This is a genomic window from Pseudomonas sp. GM49 (assembly GCF_000282355.1).
Taxonomy (GTDB): domain Bacteria; phylum Pseudomonadota; class Gammaproteobacteria; order Pseudomonadales; family Pseudomonadaceae; genus Aquipseudomonas.
This window is the reverse complement of record NZ_AKJL01000018.1, coordinates 22,925-43,150: the sequence shown is the minus strand read 5'-3', so window position 1 is coordinate 43,150 and position 20,226 is coordinate 22,925. Positions and strand designations below refer to the sequence as shown.

The 20,226-nt window shown below is 59.9% G+C and carries 15 protein-coding genes; 7 read left to right on the top strand and 8 right to left on the bottom strand.

The window, feature by feature from the left end; all coding sequences use genetic code 11:
• Positions 1 to 427: FMN-dependent NADH-azoreductase (locus PMI29_RS27240; protein ID WP_007993838.1), on the bottom strand; the 427-nt coding region annotated here is incomplete at its 3' end.
• Between the two features lie 231 nt (positions 428 to 658).
• A complete protein-coding gene (locus tag PMI29_RS27245; protein WP_007993837.1) occupies positions 659 to 973 on the bottom strand; it encodes a hypothetical protein in 315 nt (104 codons plus the stop codon).
• A 49-nt stretch (positions 974 to 1,022) separates the two neighbouring features.
• Between PMI29_RS27245 and PMI29_RS27250 the strand changes: the two genes are divergently transcribed.
• The 5 genes from PMI29_RS27250 to aqpZ all read left to right on the top strand — a co-directional run bounded on the left by PMI29_RS27250 (position 1,023) and on the right by aqpZ (position 6,273).
• On the top strand, positions 1,023 to 1,946 hold the full coding sequence (locus tag PMI29_RS27250; RefSeq protein ID WP_007993836.1) for a LysR family transcriptional regulator: 924 nt from the start codon (positions 1,023 to 1,025) through the stop codon (positions 1,944 to 1,946).
• A 14-nt stretch (positions 1,947 to 1,960) separates the two neighbouring features.
• Positions 1,961 to 2,764, top strand: a complete 804-nt coding sequence (locus tag PMI29_RS27255) for an alpha/beta fold hydrolase (RefSeq protein ID WP_007993835.1) — start codon at positions 1,961 to 1,963, stop codon at positions 2,762 to 2,764.
• Between the two features lie 3 nt (positions 2,765 to 2,767).
• Positions 2,768 to 3,325, top strand: coding sequence for a peptidylprolyl isomerase A (locus PMI29_RS27260; protein WP_007993833.1), 558 nt, complete (start codon positions 2,768 to 2,770; stop codon positions 3,323 to 3,325).
• 94 nt (positions 3,326 to 3,419) lie between these two features.
• On the top strand, positions 3,420 to 5,252 hold the full coding sequence (locus PMI29_RS27265; protein ID WP_007993831.1) for an ABC transporter ATP-binding protein: 1,833 nt from the start codon (positions 3,420 to 3,422) through the stop codon (positions 5,250 to 5,252).
• Between the two features lie 322 nt (positions 5,253 to 5,574).
• Positions 5,575 to 6,273, top strand: a complete 699-nt coding sequence (aqpZ, locus tag PMI29_RS27270; RefSeq protein WP_007993828.1) for an aquaporin Z — start codon at positions 5,575 to 5,577, stop codon at positions 6,271 to 6,273.
• Positions 6,274 to 6,291: 18 nt separating this feature from the next.
• Here aqpZ and PMI29_RS27275 read toward each other — a convergent pair whose 3' ends face one another.
• Entirely contained in the window at positions 6,292 to 7,416 is a 1,125-nt protein-coding gene (locus PMI29_RS27275; protein WP_007993827.1) for a GNAT family N-acetyltransferase, read from the bottom strand.
• A gap of 282 nt (positions 7,417 to 7,698) precedes the next feature.
• Here PMI29_RS27275 and PMI29_RS27280 point away from each other — a divergent pair, with 282 nt between their 5' ends.
• The gene (locus PMI29_RS27280) at positions 7,699 to 9,030 is read left to right on the top strand and encodes a putative porin (protein WP_007993825.1); all 1,332 of its coding nucleotides are present in this window, start codon (positions 7,699 to 7,701) and stop codon (positions 9,028 to 9,030) included.
• Between the two features lie 234 nt (positions 9,031 to 9,264).
• Here the strand turns inward: PMI29_RS27280 and PMI29_RS27285 are convergent, their stop codons facing one another.
• The 3 genes from PMI29_RS27285 to aceK all read right to left on the bottom strand — a co-directional run bounded on the left by PMI29_RS27285 (position 9,265) and on the right by aceK (position 16,548).
• On the bottom strand, positions 9,265 to 10,386 hold the full coding sequence (locus tag PMI29_RS27285; protein WP_007993823.1) for a beta-ketoacyl-ACP synthase III: 1,122 nt from the start codon (positions 10,384 to 10,386) through the stop codon (positions 9,265 to 9,267).
• 343 nt (positions 10,387 to 10,729) lie between these two features.
• Complete coding sequence (gene hrpA / locus PMI29_RS27290; RefSeq protein ID WP_007993822.1) at positions 10,730 to 14,641, bottom strand: ATP-dependent RNA helicase HrpA; 3,912 nt, start codon at positions 14,639 to 14,641, stop codon at positions 10,730 to 10,732.
• Between the two features lie 188 nt (positions 14,642 to 14,829).
• Positions 14,830 to 16,548, bottom strand: coding sequence for a bifunctional isocitrate dehydrogenase kinase/phosphatase (gene aceK, locus PMI29_RS27295; RefSeq protein WP_007993820.1), 1,719 nt, complete (start codon positions 16,546 to 16,548; stop codon positions 14,830 to 14,832).
• Between the two features lie 159 nt (positions 16,549 to 16,707).
• On the opposite strand from aceK, the gene PMI29_RS27300 reads away from it, so the two are divergent.
• Positions 16,708 to 17,616: a DMT family transporter gene (locus PMI29_RS27300; RefSeq protein ID WP_007993818.1), complete on the top strand. Its 909-nt coding sequence runs from the start codon at positions 16,708 to 16,710 to the stop codon at positions 17,614 to 17,616.
• 191 nt (positions 17,617 to 17,807) lie between these two features.
• Here the strand turns inward: PMI29_RS27300 and PMI29_RS27305 are convergent, their stop codons facing one another.
• Both PMI29_RS27305 and PMI29_RS27310 read right to left on the bottom strand, forming a co-directional pair.
• Positions 17,808 to 18,671, bottom strand: coding sequence for a DMT family transporter (locus PMI29_RS27305; protein ID WP_007993817.1), 864 nt, complete (start codon positions 18,669 to 18,671; stop codon positions 17,808 to 17,810).
• A gap of 468 nt (positions 18,672 to 19,139) precedes the next feature.
• Positions 19,140 to 20,078, bottom strand: coding sequence for an aspartyl/asparaginyl beta-hydroxylase domain-containing protein (locus PMI29_RS27310; RefSeq protein WP_007993815.1), 939 nt, complete (start codon positions 20,076 to 20,078; stop codon positions 19,140 to 19,142).
• Between the last annotated feature and the right edge of the window lie 148 nt (positions 20,079 to 20,226).

The following is a 20,226-nucleotide window of genomic DNA, read 5'->3' as shown; positions in this document are numbered from 1 at the left end:
GGGGGGGAGCCGTCAACACGTAGGCGCGTTTGCCGCTGAGCAGGCCTTGCGGGCCGGTTTCGGTGTACTTGAAGGTCACGCCGGCACGCAGCACATGGTCGAGCCAGGCTTTCAGGGTGCTGGGAATCGCAAAGTTGTACATGGGTGCGGCCATGACCAGTACATCGGCGGCGAGCAATTCGTCGGTCAGCTGGTTGGAGCGTTCCAGGGACGCCTGTTCGATGTCGCTGCGCTGCTCGGCGGGTTTCATCCAGCCACCCAGCAGGTTGATATCCAGGTGCGGAACCGGCTTGACGGCCAGGTCCCGGACGGTGATCTGGTCATTCGGGTGAGCGGCTTTCCACTGGCTGATGAACGTCTGGGTCAGTTGGCGGGAAACCGAGTCTTGCTGACGGGCACTGCTTTCGATGATCAGAACGCGGGACATGGGATGTAGCCTCCATCTGAGAATGCTGTAGGTCGATGGAGTGAAGGTTAAACGGAGTCATATCGATGAAAAAGCGCAAATAACTGCTATAACCCATCAATAAATTCGTTTATAAGCTCAGCATACTCTGTGGGAGCGGGCTTGCTCGCGAAGAGGTCGTGTCATTCAACTTTTCTTTTGCCTGACACACCGCTATCGCGAGCAAGCTCGCTCCTACAGAAGACCCTGGCGTCATTTCGGGGCGCAAGTCAGCTCGATGCGCAGCTTGATGATGTTGCGGCTGAACTTGACGGTGGCATTTTTGTGCTTGCCGGCCGGCACGTCGATCTTGCGGGTACGCGGTGCTTCCGGGCCATTGATGAAAACGGCCTTGCAGCTTGCATCGACGTCGCCGTAGTTGGCCACCTGAATGGAGCCGATGTCGTTATCCGTGTCGTAGGTCTGGTAATCGATCTTCATGCCGTTGAGGTCTTTCTTCACATCGATCGGGTAAGCCATCGCCGTCAGCGGCAGCAGCGCCAGCAGCACACAACAGAATTTTTTCATTCAGCAGCCTCCAATAAGGGCTGCCAGCTTAGGACAAGAGGAGCTCAACATGAAAGCGCCCCGCGTGACCCTTGATCAATGGCGAACGCTGCAGGCCGTGGTCGATCACGGTGGTTTCGCCCAGGCCGCCGAAGCGCTGCATCGCTCGCAATCGTCGGTCAGCTACACCGTGGCACGCATGCAGGATCAGCTCGGTGTACCGTTGTTGCGCATCGACGGACGCAAAGCCGTGCTGACCGAAGCCGGCGGCGTGCTGTTGCGCCGCTCCCGGCAACTGGTGAAACAGGCCAGTCAACTCGAAGACCTGGCCCATCACATGGAACAGGGCTGGGAAGCCGAAGTGCGCCTGGTGGTCGATGCCGCTTACCCAAGCGCCCGCCTCGTTCGCGCCCTGACCGCATTCATGCCGCAAAGCCGTGGCTGCCGGGTGCGCCTGCGTGAGGAAGTGCTGTCGGGTGTGGAGGAAGTCCTGCTGGAAGGCGTGGCCGACCTGGCCATCACCGGGTTCAGTATTCCCGGCTACCTGGGCGCGGAATTGAGCGACGTCGAGTTCGTCGCGGTCGCCCACCCGGAACATCCCCTGCACCGCCTCAACCGCGAACTGAACTTCCAGGACCTGGAAAGCCAGATGCAAGTGGTAATTCGCGACTCGGGCCGCCAGCAACCACGGGACGTCGGCTGGCTCGGTGCCGAACAGCGCTGGACCGTCGGCAGCCTGGCCACCGCCGCAACCTTCGTCAGCAGCGGCCTGGGTTTTGCCTGGCTGCCCAGGCACCTGATCGAGCGGGAACTCAAGGAAGGTACGCTCAAGCTGCTACCGTTGGATCAGGGCGGTAGCCGCAACCCGAGCTTTTACCTGTATTCGAACAAGGACAAGCCGCTGGGGCCTGCCACGCAGATTCTCATCGAACTGCTGCGTACGTTTGACACCGCACCACTGGACGCGCCGTTCGCCGCCCCCGAACAAGCCTGACACGGAGTGTATGCATGGCCTATTTCGAACACGAAGGTTGCAACCTGCACTATGAGGAATATGGCCACGGCACGCCGCTGCTGCTGGTCCACGGTCTCGGCTCCAGCACACTGGACTGGGAAAAACAGATCCCGGCACTTGCCACCCGCTACCGGGTGATCGTCCCGGATGTCCGCGGCCACGGCCGTTCGGACAAGCCCCGGGAGCGCTACAGCATTGCCGGATTCAGCGCTGACCTGATTGCACTGATCGAGCACCTCAATCTCGCTCCGGCACACTATGTCGGCCTGTCCATGGGTGGCATGATCGGTTTCCAGCTGGGCGTGGATCAGCCGCAACTGCTCAAGAGCCTGTGCATCGTCAACAGCGCGCCGGAGGTCAAACTGCGAAGTCGCGATGACTACTGGCAGTGGTTCAAGCGCTGGAGCCTGATGCGCGCCCTTAGCCTGGGCACCATTGGCAAGGCGCTGGGCGGCAAGCTGTTCCCGAAACCCGAGCAGGCTGACCTGCGACAAAAAATGGCCGAACGCTGGGCAAAAAACGACAAACATGCTTATCTCGCCAGCTTCAATGCAATTGTGGGCTGGGGGGTCCAGGAACGACTTTCCAAGGTTACCTGTCCAACCCTCATCGTCAGTGCCGACCGTGACTACACACCGGTGGCGCTGAAGGAAAACTACGTAAAACTGCTGCCCGATGCGCGGTTGGTGGTGATCGCCGATTCACGCCACGCCACGCCGCTGGACCAGCCGGAACACTTCAACCAGACACTGCTGGAGTTTCTGACCGCAGTCGACACCACCACTCAGGATCACTGACCCATGCTGAAAAAAATCGCCCTCGCCGCAGGCTCCGTCCTGTTTGCCGCCAACCTGATGGCGGCAACGCCTGCCAAGGCACCGCACGTGCTGCTGGACACCACCAACGGCCAGATCGAAATCGAACTGGACCCGGTCAAGGCCCCGATCAGTACCAGGAACTTCCTTGAGTACGTCGACAGTGGCTTCTACAACAACACGATTTTCCACCGGGTGATTCCGGGTTTCATGGTCCAGGGCGGTGGCTTCACCCAAGCCATGCAACAAAAAGAAACCAAAGACCCGATCAAAAACGAGCACAACAACGGCCTGGTCAACGTTCGCGGTACCTTGTCGATGGCCCGTACTTCGGTGCCTGACTCGGCCACCAGCCAGTTCTTCATCAACGTCAAGGACAACGACTTCCTTGACCAGGGCGACGGTTACGCGGTGTTCGGCAAAGTCGTCAAAGGCATGGACGTGGTCGACATCATCGTTAATTCACCAATCACCGTTCGTAACGGCATGAAGGACGTGCCGGCCGACCCGGTGTTCATCAAGTCGGCCAAGCGCATCGACTGAGACTAAGCTGGACAAGGATGTCCGAGCCGTTGCCGGTGTTTGCCGGCAACGCTCAAACCGTTAAAAGGAGAGCCCGTTCGCGGGCGAACAACCGATGCTTTATCGCCGCTTTGAAAAACTGATCGATGTTTTCCGTGAAGCACCGACGGCATCTCCGCCGGACCGGGTTTTCCCTTTTTACACTTATTACCTCAAGCAGGTCTGGCCGAGCTTCGCCGCCCTGTTGATCGTCGGCCTGATTGGTGCATTGATCGAAGTGGCGCTGTTCAGCTACCTGAGCCGCATCATCGACCTGGCCCAAGGGACGCCGAACATCAATCTGTTTCAGGAACACGCCCTCGAACTGACCTGGATGGTGGTGGTTGCGCTGGTGCTGCGCCCTATATTCGTGGGCCTGCATGACCTGCTGGTGCACCAGACCCTGAGCCCCAGCATGACCAGCATGATCCGCTGGCAGAACCACAGTTATGTGCTCAAGCAGAGCCTGAATTTTTTCCAGAATGATTTCGCCGGGCGCATCGCCCAACGCATCATGCAAACCGGCAACTCACTGCGCGACTCCGCCGTGCAGGCCGTGGATGCGCTGTGGCATGTGCTGATCTACGCCATCAGTTCGCTGGTGCTGTTCGCCGAAGCCGACTGGCGCCTGATGATCCCGCTGCTGACGTGGATTTTCGCCTTCATCGGTGCCCTCTGTTACTTCGTGCCACGGGTCAAGGATCGGTCGGTGGTGGCGTCTGATGCGCGCTCCAAACTCATGGGGCGGATTGTCGACGGCTACACCAATATCACCACCCTGAAGTTGTTCGCCCACACCAACTTCGAGCAGCAATACGCCCGCGAAGCCATCAAGGAGCAGACTGAGAAAGCCCAGCTGGCGGGTCGCGTGGTCACCAGCATGGACGTGGTCATCACCAGCATGAACGGCTTGCTGATCGTCTGCACCACCGGCCTGGCCCTGTGGTTGTGGACGCAGTCGTTGATCAGCGTGGGCGCGATTGCCCTGGCCACCGGCCTGGTGATCCGTATCGTCAACATGTCCGGCTGGATCATGTGGGTGGTGACCGGCATCTTCGAAAACATCGGCATGGTGCAGGACGGTCTGCAGACCATCTCGCAACCGGTCTCCGTCACCGACCGCGACCAGGCCAAACCCCTGGCGGTGGCCCGTGGCGAAGTGCGCTTCGAACAGGTGGATTTCCACTATGGCAAGCAGAGCGGGATCATCGGCGACCTCAACCTGAGCATCAAGCCCGGTGAAAAAATCGGCCTGATCGGCCCGTCCGGTGCCGGCAAATCGACCCTGGTAAACCTGCTGCTGCGCTTGTATGACGTCGAAGGCGGACGCATCCTGATCGACGGCCAGAACATCGCCGACGTCAGCCAGGAGAGCCTGCGCGAACGCATCGGCATGATCACCCAGGACACGTCGCTGCTGCACCGCTCGATCCGTGACAACCTGCTGTATGGCAAACCGGACGCCACCGACGCCGAACTCTGGGAAGCCGTGCACAAGGCCCGGGCCGACGGCTTCATTCCTTCACTGTCGGACGCTGAAGGTCGCACCGGTTTCGATGCCCACGTCGGTGAGCGCGGGGTGAAACTCTCCGGTGGCCAGCGCCAGCGCATCGCCATCGCCCGCGTACTGCTCAAGGACGCGCCGATCCTGATCATGGACGAGGCCACGTCGGCACTGGATTCGGAAGTCGAAGCGGCGATCCAGGAAAGCCTCGAAACCCTGATGCAGGGTAAAACCGTGATCGCCATCGCACACCGGCTCTCGACCATCGCCCGCATGGACCGGTTGGTGGTACTGGAAAACGGCCAGATCGCCGAAACCGGCAGCCATGCCGAACTGCTGGCCCATGGCGGTTTGTATGCGCGCTTGTGGCAACACCAGACCGGTGGGTTTGTCGGGATCGATTGATCCCTGGGATGGCCACATAACCTGTAGGAGCGAGCTTGCTCCGGGCGGCGTTCCGACGATGGATTAAGGGACGCCGCGCGGTGTCAGGTTTTCAGCATTATCGTTGACGACCATCGCGAGCAAGCTCGCTCCTACAGGGATTGGCGCGACCGATAGCCTCCAAAAAACCGCCAGAACCCTTCAACCACGGGTCCTGGCGGTTTTTTGTGCCTGCTGGAATTCTAAAAAAACCCTGCTGTACTCACTGCAACGTTCTGGAGGTGGTTCTGCAGTCCATCGGCTGGATGCTCAAGGCGGCATAATCTCGAAAGGGCTCACTCTCATGTCTCTGTTAAAACGTTCGGCTACAGAGTTGGTAGGTACGTTCTGGCTGGTGTTGGGTGGTTGCGGCAGTGCGGTGCTGGCGGCGGCATTTCCGGATGTGGGGATCGGTCTTCTCGGGGTGTCCTTCGCGTTTGGCCTGACCGTGCTGACCATGGCCTTCGCCATTGGCCATATTTCCGGTTGTCATCTCAATCCTGCGGTATCCCTCGGCCTGGTGGTGGGTGGACGGTTTCCGGCCAATGAATTGCCGGCCTACATCATTGCCCAGGTCATTGGCGGCGTGATTGCAGCCGCCCTGCTGTATTTCATTGCCAGCGGCAAACCCGGTTTCGAACTGGCGGGAGGATTGGCATCCAACGGCTATGGCGAACACTCGCCTGGCGGCTATTCGATGGCGGCAGGGTTTGTCTGTGAACTGGTGATGACTGCGATGTTCATCCTGATCATCCTCGGCGCCACCGACAAACGTGCACCGGCAGGACTGGCACCGATTGCCATCGGCCTGGGGCTGACGCTAATCCACCTGATCTCGATCCCCGTCACCAACACCTCGGTCAACCCGGCGCGCAGCACCGGCCCGGCGCTGATCGTCGGCGGCTGGGCGATTCAACAACTGTGGATGTTCTGGGTCGCACCGCTGCTCGGTGCCGTCGTCGGTGGCGTGCTGTATCGCTGGCTGGGCAAGGAAAACACCTGACACGCTGCACCGTGAAGGTCAGCCTTGGCGATAAGGCAAGGCTGACTTTGCGTCTTCCGCATAAGCCAGTACCCCCAACCGCTCCTGCTCCAGGAAGTCCTTCACCGCCGCTTTTAATCCCGGATGCCTCAAGTAGTGCCAGGAATGCGTAATGACTGGCTCGAATCCGCGAATCAGTTTGTGCTCACCCTGGGCTCCGGCATCGAAACGCTGGAAACCGTTGGCGATGGCGTAGTCCATGCCCTGGTAGAAACAGGTCTCGAAATGCAGGCGGTCGAACTCCGCCAGGCAGCCCCAGTAACGCCCGTAGAAACTGTCGCCCCCCACCAGGCTGAAAGCCATCGCCACCGGCCGTGAACCCTGCCTGGCCAACACCACGCGAATCGACTCCGGCATGCGTTCGGCCAACAAGCTGAAAAACTCCCGCGTCAGGTACGGCGCCTGGCGGCGCACCGCATAGGTATTGGCGTAGCAGGCATAGACGAAATCCCATTGCGCCTGGTTCAGCTCCCGCCCTTGCAGCCATTCGAACTCAAAGCCCTGCCCCGCCACCTGCTCGCGTTCCTTGCGCATCTGTTTGCGCTTGCGCGAACTCAGCACGTCAAGGAAGTCCTGGAAATCCCGGTAACCGCGATTCTGCCAGTGGTATTGACAGCCAACTCGCTGCAGCCAGCCGGGCTGCTCGCTCAATGCCGCGTCGGTGAACGGATCGGTGAAGTTGATGTGGGCGCTGGAGAGCCCTTCGAGCTCAAGGTAGCCCGGCAGGCTTTTCATTAACTCGAAGCCGTCTTCGACCGTGGCCGCCAACAGCCGCGGCCCGGTGACGGGACTGAACGGCACGGCAGTCAACAGTTTGGGGTAGTAGTCGATGCCGGCGCGTTCACAGGCATCGGCCCAGGCGTGATCGAACACGTATTCGCCGTAGGAATGCCACTTGCGATAACTGGGTAGCGCGGCGATCAGGCGGTCACCTTCAACGTGCAGCAAATGCTCGGGCTGCCAGCCGGAATGAGGTCCGACGCTGCCGCTGTCTTCCAGTGCGCTCAAAAAAGCGTGACGCAGAAAAGGCTGAGTCTCGGGCACCAGGGCGTCCCAGGTCTGCGGGGCGATTTCTGACAGTCTTTGCAGGCGTTGCAGCGGCATCACCATCCTCACTTTTCATGGTGTAAAAGCCTCGCGAGTATCGCCGATCGCTCTCCTTTGCACACGGTCAATTCGACGACAGTGCTCTAACTCAATAGTTCAAGACGACTCTATATCGTCATCGACATGACATCACATAGCCACCGCTCTGTCATAAACCATCGCGATACTGGCGCCTGTTTTTAGAGCGCCGGGTTATACCCGGCCACTGTTTTCCGCCCCCTAAGTGGTCGGTTGTGCCCCGGATGGCTCTGTCATCCCCTCTCATCTTCGGAGATTGATATGCGTCTTGCTTCCACGAAAACTGCGGCGGCCTTGTGCGGTGGCCTGCTGTTGGCCATGAGTGTTCCGGCCAGTGCCGCAGTCGACGCCAAACTGCTCGACATGCTCAAGGCTAACGGCTCGATCACCAACGCGCAGTACAGCGAACTGCAAGCCGAGCTGGCCAGGGATCAGAAAGACCAGCAAATCGCCCGTCAGGCTCAGCAAGAGACTAACGAGCAAATCGCGGCCACCGCGAAGAAAACCGAGGCACTGAGCACCTTCGACCAGAAACTGGCCTGGGCCGCCAAGACCCAATTCAAGGGTGACGTGCGTTTCCGTGAAGAAACCGTGCACAACGATGGCGTGCCAAACAACAAGGACCAGGATCGTCAGCGCATTCGTGCCCGCCTGGGTGCCTACAGCGAAATCAACCCGCAGGTCGACACCGGTATCCGTATCGCCACCGGCAGCAACGACGACGCTCGTTCGACCAACCAGGATCTGAACAACTACTTCGACAAGAAGCAGATCTGGCTGGACTTGGGTTACATCGACTACCACCCTGACGCGATCAAGAACCTGCACCTGGTTGGCGGCAAGATGCCGCAACAATGGGTGAGCATGGGCGACATCATCTGGGACAGCGACATCAACCCGGAAGGTCTGGCCGTCACCTACAAGTACCCGCTGAGCGGCAGCACCGAGCTGTTCGGTAGCGCCGGTCACTACACCCTCAAGGACAACGTCGACGGTGAAGGCGTGCAGTTCAAGCACGACCTGCGCCTGTACGCTGGTCAGTTGGGTGGTCGCTTCGCCATTACCGACAGCATGAAAATGACGTTGGGCGGCAGTATCTACTCCTACGACAACGACAGCAGCAGTGCCTGCCCTACCTCCGGCACCGTTACCACGCCATGCGCCCTGGCCGTCAACGGCAACAGCCCGAACGAAACTTTCAAACTGTACGAAGGCTTTGGTCAGCTGGACTTCAGCAACCTGCCAGTTCCGCTGTCGATCTACGGTCAGTACGTCAACAACGCCGATGCCAGCAACGACCAGGACACTGGCTGGTTGGCCGGTGTGAAGTCCAAGGTCTACGGTTTCAACCTGGACTACAACTACCGCGACGTGCAGCGTAACGCTGTGGTGGGTGCCTTCACCGACTCCGACTTCGCCAACGGCTTCACCGGTTCGCGCGGCAGCAAGCTGAAAGTGAGCTACGACCTGGACAAGAACTTCGCCCTGGGCGCGACCTACTTCATGGCGACCTCGGACCAGACCAACGCCAACATCAACAAGAAAGATTCGGACATCAACACCCTGCAACTGGATGCCGAAGCGAAGTTCTGATTCACCCCGCTACACGACCCGGGCAAGGAAGCCCGGGCCGCTTTTACAGCCTGGCGTTGATGTATCGGTCCCCATCATCCTCCGATACATCAACGCCGGGCTGTTTGTTTTTGCCAACCCGCCCTTGCAGGAGCGAGCTTGCTCGCGATAAACCCGAGCACGCCGCGGGGCGTCAGGCTTATCGCGTTATCGTTGACGACCATCATCGGAACGCCGCCCGGAGCAAGCTCGCTCCTACAGCTTGCGCAGCAACACGCTACCAATCGAATAACCGGCGCCGAACGAGCTGAGCACAGCCAGCGAACCGGCGGCCAGGTCATCCTGGTTCTTGTGGAACGCAATCACGGAACCGGCGGAACTGGTGTTGGCGTAGGTGTCGAGAATCACCGGCGCTTCCTGTTCGGTGGCGTCTCGCCCCAGCAGCTTCTTGACGATCAGGTGGTTCATGCTGAGGTTGGCCTGGTGCAGCCAGAAGCGCTTCACGTCGCTGATATTGAGCTGGTTCTCTTGCAGATGCTCAGCGATCAGCTCGGCCACCATCGGGCAGACCTCCTTGAACACCTTGCGGCCTTCCTGCACGAACAGTTTGTCCTTGGCGCCGATGCCCTCTTCCGCCGCGCGGTTGAGGAAGCCGAAGTTGTTGCGGATGTTGTTGGAGAACTTGGTCAGCAGCTTGGTGCTGACGATGTCGAACTGGTACCTGGACGTCGCCAGGTCGGCGCGCTCAATGATCACCGCGGTGGCGGCATCGCCGAAGATGAAGTGGCTGTCGCGGTCACGGAAGTTCAGGTGGCCGGTGCAGACTTCCGGGTTGACCATCAGGATCGCCCGGGCCTGGCCCAGTTGCACGCTGTTGGCGGCGGTCTGGATACCGAAAGTCGCCGAGGAGCAGGCCACGTTCATGTCGAAACCGAAACCCTGGATGCCCAGCGCTTCCTGAACTTCGATGGCGATGGCCGGGTAAGCACGTTGCAGGTTGGAGCAGGCGACGATCACGCCGTCGATGTCGGCGGCAGTCTTGCCGGCGCGCTGCAAGGCTTGTTCGGCAGCGCCAATGGCCATCTGGCACAGCACCGACCACTCGTCGTTGGAACGCTCCGGCAGGCGTGGGGCCATGCGTTGCGGGTCGAGGATGCCGTCCTTGTCCATGACAAAGCGGCTCTTGATGCCGGAGGCTTTCTCAATGAACGCGGCGCTGGACTCGGTCAACGCTTCCACTTCACCGCGCGCGATGGCGTCGGCGTTGTCGGCGTTGAATTGCGCCACGTAGGTATTGAAAGACTGCACCAGCTCTTCATTGGAAATGCTGTTGGCCGGGGTGTACAGGCCGGTGCCGCTGATGACGACGTTATGCATGGTCGTGTCTCTAATCTGTTCAGGCAGAAAGCATTGGCACCGTCGTACCAACACGCAAAGGGTCTATTCCCATCCAGGGGACGCAAACCTGGCATCGCTTTATTCCGGACCTGCCCGTAACCGTGAAGGCTCAAAACCGCGGGGCCGGCGTTTATAGGCGCGAAGTTTGCCATAAACCTTGGGTTTTGGCGCCTTTTTGCTGGATGAACCCTACCTGCAAGCCATGCAAAACTGTGGGAGCGAGCTTGCTCGCGATTGCGGCCTGACAGGCAACATAGATGTTGAATGTGATGCCCCCATCGCGAGCAAGCTCGCTCCCACAGGTATTGCACTGGCCTCGCGTCTACGGCTCGACTTGCGACCACTGCTTGTTCAGGCGCTTGTCGGAGATAGGCACCTTGGTTCCCAACTGTTGCGCAAACAGCGAAACCCGGTATTCCTCCAGCCACCAGCGATACAACTCCAGCTGCGGATCGCGCTTGCCTTCCTGGGCGTGTTTACCGGCACGGGTCTGGTATTGCGTCCACAGCCCGCTCAATTCGCCGCTCCAGACCCGGTCGCGCTGCACCTGGGCGCCGATTTTCTCGAAGCGCTGTTCAATCGCCTTGAGGTAACGCGGCAACTCCTTGAGCCATTGCATCGGCGTTTCCCGGACAAACCCCGGATACACCAGCTGGCTGAGCTGCTGCTTGATATCGTTCAGGGCCACGGCTTGCGCCAGATCAATCTTGCCCTTGAAGCGCTTTTGCAGGCCATGCCAATGCTTGAGGATTTCCAGGGTCAGCTTCGCCACACGCTCGGCGTGCTCGGTCCAGGCGCCACGCTTGCGCTCGGCCAGGGACGCCAGACCGGCGCCGTCACGGGGCAACGGGTCTTCGCCTTCGAGAATGCAGCTGTCGAGGCTGGCCAGCAGAATGTCTTCCACCAGCGCATCGACGCGCCCCATGTCGCGGTACAGCAGGCCCAGTTCGGTAAGGCCCGGCAACTTGCCACGGAGGAATTTTGCCGACTCGGCCAGTTGCTGCATCAGCAAGCGTTGCAGGGCACGGCGATGCTGGAACTCGGCCTCGGCCGGGGTCGAGAAACGCCCTTCCTTGACCGTACCGGCTTCTTCCACCAGCGCCGGATAGACCGTCATCGACAGCCCGGCGATCTTCTGTTGGGTTTTCTCGGCCACTGCGGCAAACACTTTCGGCTCCACCGGTTGCTGGCTCTTCGCGGTTTGCGGCACCGCCAACGCCGCCTGGCTGGCCTCGGCGAAACGTGCAGTCAGTTCGGCCAGATCGCGACCTTCACCGAGGAACTTGCCTTGGGCGTCGACGATTTCCAGGTTCATCCGCAGATGGCTTTCGACCTGCTGCGCCGCCTCGGCCCAGGCTTCATCGCTGACCCGCGCGCCGGTCATGCGTAGCAACTCACGACCCAAGGCCTGGGGCAGCGAACCCTCGGCAAAGGTCATGCGCTGCAAGGCCGCCTTGACGAAGTCCGGCACTGGCACGAAATTCTTGCGCAAGGCCTTGGGCAAGTTGCGCACCAGGGCAATGCACTTGGCTTCGATGACACCCGGTACCAGCCATTCCAGGCGTTCCGGCGGCAGCATCGGCAACAGCGGTGCCGGCACGCGCAGGGTCACGCCGTCCCGTGGATGGTTGGGTTCGAAGTGGTAGCTGAGGGCTAATTCCAAATCGCCGATGTGCAGCGTATCCGGGTAATGCTGGGCGGTGACTTCACTGGCTTCGCGGGCCAGCACGTCTTCTTCGCGCATGATCAGCAACTGCGAGTCTTTCTGGCTGTTGATCCGGTACCAGCTGTCGAAGGTCGCAGTCTGGTGGATCTCCGCCGGCAGACGTGCGTCGTAGAAGGCGTACAGAGTTTCTTCATCGGCAAGGATGTCGCGACGGCGGGCCTTGGCTTCCAGTTCGTCAAGTTGTTCCAGCAACTGTTTGTTGGCCGTCAGGCATTTGGCCCTGGACTGAATTTCGCCGCGCACCAGCGCTTCGCGGATGAACAGTTCGCGGGACACCACCGGGTCGACCGGGCCGTAATGCACCGGCCGGCGCCCGACCACGATCAACCCGAACAGGGTGATCTGCTCGAACGCCACAACCTGGCCGCGCTTCTTTTCCCAATGGGGCTCGAAGTGGTTTTTCTTGATCAGGTGCCCGGCCAACGGCTCGATCCAGTCGGCGTCAATCTTGGCGACCATGCGTGCATAGAGCTTGGTGGTTTCCACCAGCTCGGCGGTCATCAGCCATTGCGGGCGTTTCTTGCCGATGCCCGAGGACGGGTGAATCCAGAAGCGCCGCTGACGGGCGCCGAGGTAATCACCCTCTTCGGTTTTCTGGCCGATTTGGCTGAGCAACCCCACCAGCACCGCTTTGTGCAGTTTCGGATAGTCCGCCGGCTCTTTATTGAGGCTCAACTGCATGTCGCGGCAGATCAGGCTCAGCTGGCGATGGGAGTCGCGCCATTCGCGCAGGCGCAGGTAATTCAGGAAATTCTTGCGGCACCAATTGCGTAGCGGGTTGGCACCCAGCGCCTGACGCTGTTCTTCGAAACCGCGCCACAGGTTGACCAGTCCGGCGAAGTCCGAGTCGGCGTCCTTCCACTGGGCGTGGGCCTGATCCGCCGCTTGCTGACGTTCCGGCGGACGCTCGCGCGGGTCCTGGATCGACATGGCGCTGGCGACAATCAGCACTTCCTGCAAGCTGCCGAGCTTGGCCGCTTCCAGCAACATGCGACCCATGCGCGGGTCCACCGGCAGCCGCGCCAATTGGCGGCCGAGCGGCGTCAACTGGCTGTTGCGATCTACCGCCGAGAGTTCCTGCAGCAGGTTGTAACCGTCGCTGATGGCCTTGCCATCCGGCGGCTCGATGAACGGGAACGCGCTGACTTCGCCAAGGCGCAGATGCAGCATCTGCAAAATAACCGCCGCGAGGTTGGTACGGAGGATTTCCGGATCGGTAAATTCCGGGCGACCGAGGAAATCCTCTTCGCTGTACAGGCGCACGCAAATGCCCGGTTCGACCCGTCCGCAACGGCCCTTGCGCTGGTTGGCACTGGCCTGGGAAATGGCTTCGATGGGCAGGCGCTGGACCTTGGCGCGGTAGCTGTAGCGGCTGATGCGTGCGGTGCCGCTGTCGATCACGTAGCGGATGCCCGGCACGGTCAGCGAGGTTTCCGCGACGTTGGTCGCCAGCACCACGCGACGGCCCGGGTGCGACTGGAAAATCCGCTGTTGCTCGGCCGGCGACAACCGCGCGTACAACGGCAGGATTTCGGTGTGCTTGAGCTGAGCCTTGCGCAGCATATCGGCGGCATCGCGAATCTCGCGCTCGCCGGGCAGGAACACCAACACGTCACCGGGACTGCGGCGCTCGCTGCGCTCATACGCGGCGATTTCGTCGAGAGTGGCGAGGATCGCCTGATCCACGGTCAAGTCATCTTCGACGCGGTTGCCCTCTTCGTCCTGCTCCAGAGTCAGTGGGCGATACCAGGTGTCCACCGGGAAGGTGCGGCCGGAGACTTCGACAATCGGCGCATCGTCGAAGTGCTTGGAAAAGCGCTCCAGATCGATGGTCGCCGAGGTGATGATGACCTTCAGGTCCGGGCGGCGCGGCAACAGGGTTTTCAGGTAGCCGAGCAGGAAGTCGATGTTGAGGCTGCGTTCGTGGGCTTCGTCGACAATGATCGTGTCGTAGCGTTCCAGATAGCGATCGTTCTGGGTTTCCGCCAGCAGGATGCCGTCGGTCATCAGCTTGATCAGGGTGTTGGAATCGCTTTGATCCTCGAAGCGCACCTGATAACCGACCAGTGCGCCCAGCGGCGTGCCGAGTTCTTCGGCAACCCGGCTGGCCACGCTGCGCGCAGCGATCCGGCGTGGCTGGGTATGGCCGATCAGGCCATGTTGGCCGCGACCGATTTCCAGGCAGATCTTTGGCAACTGGGTGGTTTTACCCGAACCGGTTTCGCCGGCAATGATCAGCACCTGGTGCTTTTCCAGCGCTTTCTTGATTTCGTCGCGCTTGGCGGCAATCGGCAAACTGTCGTCGTAACGAATCACCGGCAGGCTGGCCTTGCGCGCCAGCACCTGCTCACAGGACGCCTGCATCCGCGCCACCCACTGGGCCAGCCTGGCCTCGTCGGGTTTCTTGCGCAGCTCAAGCAACTGCCGCCGCAACCGGTGGCGGTCGGCGAGCATGGCGTGATCGAGGTTTTTCAGCAGTTTGTCGATGGAGGGCGATTCGTCGGTCATCGGGTACGCAATTCAGTCGTCTAGTGGCGCAGGGTGCGGATTGTCGCAGATTTTACGACCGCTGCGCGGCCGATCGCGAGCAAGCTCGCTCCCACATGGGATCTATAGCGACCACAAAATCGGGGCACGCCACGGTCAAATGTGGGAGCGAGCTTGCTCGCGATCGATTGCGAAGCAATCGCAGAGAACTACTCGTTATCGAGGCCCTTGCGCCGATACGGAAACACATCGATCACTTTGCCGGCGCGAATCGCCTCCTGCAGGCTTTTCCAGTAATCAGCGTTGTACAGCTCGCCATGCAGTTGATCGAACAACTTGCGCTGCCCCGAATCGGCAAACAGGAACGGCGGAAACTCTTCCGGGAACACGTCCAGCGGCCCGATCGAGTACCAGGGTTCGGACGCCATCTCATCTTCCGGAGTGCGCGGTTGCGGGATGTGGCGGAAGTTGGCTTCGGTGAGAAAGCAGATCTCATCGTAGTCGTAGAACACCACCCGGCCGTGACGGGTGACGCCGAAGTTCTTCAGCAGCATGTCGCCGGGAAAGATGTTGGCCGCCGCCAGTTGCTTGATCGCCAGCCCGTAGTCTTCCAGGGCTTCGCGTACCTGCGCTTCGTTGGCGTTTTCCAGGTAGAGGTTAAGCGGGGTCATGCGCCGTTCGGTCCAACAGTGGCGGATCAGCACCGTGTCATCTTCCACCGACACCGTCGACGGTGCGACTTCCAGCAGTTCCTCCAGGCACGCCGGGTCGAACTTGCTCAGCGGGAAACGGAAGTCGGCGAATTCCTGGGTATCGGCCATGCGCCCGACCCGGTCGACGCTCTTCACCAAACGGTACTTTTCGATCACCGTGGCGCGGTCGACGTTTTTCGATGGCGAGAAACGGTCCTTGATGATTTTGAACACGGTGTTGAAACCCGGCAGGGTGAACACGCTCATGACCATGCCGCGCACGCCGGGGGCCATGATGAACTGGTCGTCGGTGTTGGCCAGGTGATTGATCAGTGCCCGGTAGAACTCCGACTTGCCGTGTTTGTAGAAGCCGATCGAGGTGTACAGCTCGGCAATGTGCTTGCCCGGCAGGATACGCCGCAGGAAGCCAATGAACTCCGCCGGCACCGGCACATCCACCATGAAATACGATCGGGTGAAGGAGAAAATGATCGACACATCCGCTTCGTCGGTGATCAGCGCATCGATCTGGATGCCACGCCCTTCAAGGTGCAACAAAGGAATTGCCAGCGGCCATTGCTCATCGGCGGTGTAGATGCGACCCACCAGGTACGCGCCTTTATTGCGGTACAGCACCGAGGAAAACAGCTCGACGCTCAGCTCCGGGTCCTTGCACACCCAGTCCGGCAGGTTTTCGCGCAGTTGCGCTTCGAGGCGCTTCAGGTCACCGGACAGGTCGGCGTAATCCTCGCTGAAGCGGTAGTCGGCGAAGATACTGGCAAGCATCGCCGACAATTGACCTTGCGGCTTGTAGGTGCGGGTTTGCGCGGCCCGGGCACGGCGCAGGCTCGGCCGGGTGGTGTGGATGAACATGCAGCCGTCGCTGATCAGGTCATGGCTGAACAGCCCGCAGAAGATCGAGTTGTACCAGGTCTCGGACAATTCATCGTCGAAGCGCAGGTCGATCAGGCTGATGTAAGCACTTTTCACCAATGGCCAGCAGCTGACGTCCAGGGTGTCGGCGTCAAACGCGGTGCGCAGTCGCTCCACCGTTTCACTGACTTTATCTTCGTACAGATTGATCCGCGCCGCCGACGCCGATTGTGTCTCTTGCCACCGGGCCTGTTCGAAGCGGGCCCGGGCGCCGTCGGTGATCTGCCGGAAATGCTCGCGGTAATCGTCAAAGCCATCGAGGATCAAACGGGCGATGTCGGCGGCTGGCCATTGCTGCGGCATGGTGAGACCTCTGCGGGAATTCGGGAGGCTTGAGCTTAGCCAGTGAACCGGGTGCAGGAGAAGTGTAATTTTCCACTCGAATTAAACGCCCGGTTTTCGGTTGCCATCGCTCACACACTCAGCAACACTTTCGCCCCTCCCCAAAGGAAGGACCGCGCTGTGAACCCCGTCGATATTTTCCGTTTACTGTCCCTGGCGGCCATTTGGGGTGCGAGTTTTCTGTTCATGCGCATCATCGCCCCGGTGATTGGCAGCATTCCTACCGCTTTTTTCCGTGTATCAATAGCCGCTGCCGGACTGCTGGTGATTCTTGGGCTGATGCGCATGAGTTGGGACTTCAAGGGCAAACTCAAAACCGTGATGCTGCTCGGAGTGATCAACTCCGGGATTCCGGCGACGCTCTATTCGGTGGCCGCGCAGGTGCTACCTGCCGGTTATTCGTCGATTTTCAATGCCACAACACCCTTGATGGGCGTGCTGATCGGCGGCCTGTTTTTCCATGAAAGGCTCACTGGCGCCAAGCTCAGCGGCGTGTTCCTGGGGCTGTTTGGCGTGGGCGTGCTGACCCGTGCCGGTCCGGTGGCGTTCGATATCGAACTGCTGATGGGTGCCGTTGCCTGCCTGCTCGCAACCACTTGCTACGGCTTTGCCGGCTTTCTCGCCCGGCGCTGGCTCGACCAGGCCGGTGGCCTCGACAGCCGTTTGTCGGCACTGGGCAGCATGCTCGGCGCGACGTTGTTCCTGCTGCCGCTGTTCGGCTACAGCGTGATCAGCCAACCACCCGCGAACTGGGGCGGCTGGAGCGTATGGCTGTCGTTGCTGGGGTTGGGTCTGGGATGCACGGCGTTTGCGTACATTATTTACTTCCGGCTCCTGAGCTCCATTGGCCCGGTGAAATCGATGACCACGACCTTCTTGATCCCGCTGTTCGGTGTGTTGTGGGGGGCGCTGTTTCTTGATGAGCCACTGTCGATGGCGCATGTCTATGGCGGGATGTTGATTGCGCTGGCGTTGTGGTTGGTGTTGAAGCCGGCTGCTGTGAAACCGGGTTTGGTGGCTGAGCGGTAGAATTGTTGCGTTGCGGATGACGCCTTCGCGGGCAAGCCCGCTCCCACAGGGTTCGATGTCGCGTACAAATTTTGTATACGACATCAAATACTGTGGGAGCGGGCTTGGTCCGGGCGGCGTTCCGACGAAGGCGGCTGATCAGACGCCAAAAATCACAAAGGCCCGGAGCAATGCTCCAGGCCTTCCCGGGTTTACGCAGGTTTACGGAACACAAACACCAGGCCGACGATGATCAACAGCATGCCGAACAGGCTCAACAGCGCCAGTCGGTTACCGAAAATCAGATAATCCATCACCGCCGTTACCGCTGGCACCAGGTAAAACAGACTGGTGACGTTCACCAGATTGCCCCGGGCGATCAAGCGGTACAGCAACAACGTCGCCAGCACTGACACCACCAGCCCCATCCACAGCACCGGCAGGATGAAGCCGCTGCTGTGCTCGTAGTGAAATGGCTGGAAGGGTACGAAAATCCCGCACAACAGCAGTCCGGCGAGGTACTGCACCGGCAGCGTGCCGAGAGGGTTTTCAGTGATGCGTTTCTGCATGATCGAACCGAACGTCATGCTCACCAGCGCCAGCAGACCGAAAAGCATTCCGGCCAGCGACATTCCGGCCAGGCCGATGCCCTGATAGACCACCATGATCAAACCGGTCAGCCCCAGAACCAGACCGAACATCCGGCTCCAGGAACGCTGACGCTCCATCAGCACCACCGTGAGGATCGGCTGCACGCCCATGATGGTCGCCATCACCCCGGGCGTGACTTTCAGGTCGAGGGCCAACAGATAGAAAATCTGATAAGCCCCCAACAACACCACGCCGGTGGCCATTGCATACAGCATCGGCTTGCCGCCCTTGGGCAGCTTCAGCTTGAGCAACGGCACCAGCAACACCAGCCCGCATAGCGCGATGACGAAACGAAACATCAGGAAGGCGAAGGGTGACGCGTGGGCCAGCCCCCATTTGGAGAAGATCGCCCCGCTGCTCCACAGCAGGACGAACAGGCTCGTGGACGCCGCCGCGAGCGCGGTTTTTTTCGAAAGGACAAACATGAATACCACCTGTAGTCAGGCAAAAAGCCAACTCAGCAAAAGCTGAAATCCAGTAGTTTTTTCAGGCGGGCGCGGGAACAGCAGAAGAAAGCTGATCAGCCCGAAATGCCAACGCCTGGCGGTGATACGACTGCGCACACCGGCGTGCTACTGACAGGTGGGGGGTAATGACTGATCTGCCCGGGCTGCTGATTCCCGCACGGCACGACGCCAGCGTTGACCGCTGAATCGACTACCGCGTTGAGGAGGGATGCAGGCATTGGGCTGATCTTTGCTCGAGGGATAAAAAGTGAGTCCGAAACTCACTGTGCGCCGACTATAACCAGCGTACGACAGGGATTGCAACGATTCGGCAACGACAGTCGGCACAGAGTCCGCATTGTGCGGCAGGAGGAGCATTCAGGGATTGCGTGAAGATCCATAAAAAAAACCGCTCACAACGAGCGGTTTTTTATTCTGTATCCGGCTTCAACCAAACAACCAATACCCCAACAACGTCAGCACCACCACCGCCAGTACCGGGCGTAGTACCCGATAGGCCTTGGGGTTGCGCCGCTTCCATTGCTTGACCAAGCCACTGAATTTATCGCTGGAGTTCTTGCTCCAGGCGTAGGCCCGATTGATCCCGCCCACACGCTCGTCGTCCAGATTCTGTGGTGCCGTGGCGCGACCCAGCCAGGCGCTGATACTGCGATTGATGCGGGCCATGAAGCGATTGTTCAGTGGACGCTCGATATCGCAGAACAGGATGACGCGGGTCTTTTCCGTTTCGTTCTTGACCCAATGCACGTAGGTTTCGTCGAACATCACGTCTTCACCATCGCGCCAGGCGTAAACCTGACCGTCGACAAAGATGCGGCAATCGTCGGAGTTCGGTGTCGACAGCCCCAGGTGATAACGCAGGGAACCGGCAAACGGATCGCGATGCGGGTTGAGGTGGCTGCCGCCCGGCAACAGCGCGAACATGGCGCCTTTGACGTTGGGAATGCGGCTGACCAGCTCCACGGTTCTCGGGCACAGGGCTTCGGCAGAAGGCAGCGGTTTGTCATACCACTTGAGATAGAAACGCTTCCAGCCCTTCTTGAAGAACGAGCCAAAACCGGCGTCATTGTTCTTTGCCGCCGCACGGATATACCCCTCGTCGAACAAGTGCATCGCTTCGTCGCGAATCACTTCCCAGTTGTCCCTGAGCACATCCAGTTCCGGGAACTTGCTGCGATCCAGATACGGTTTCGAAGGCACACCGGAAAACAGGTACATCAAGGCGTTATAGGGGGCGAACAGTGCCGAATGGTTAACGAACTGACGCAAAACCGGCAGACGCGCCTTGCCGCGTAAATGCACATAGAGGGTGCTGCCGAGAAACAGCAGCAACAACGAGGCCTTCGCAGCAAACGATAAGGTCATCAACAACTCCTTTGAAGATAAGCGACACTGCGCCACGTCCATTGCCCGACATGGCTGCCAGCATGATAAACACTACCGACCCGGTTCAAAACCTGCACTTTTCAACATTCAGTATTAACAAGCATGTAACAAAGAATTTCTTAACATA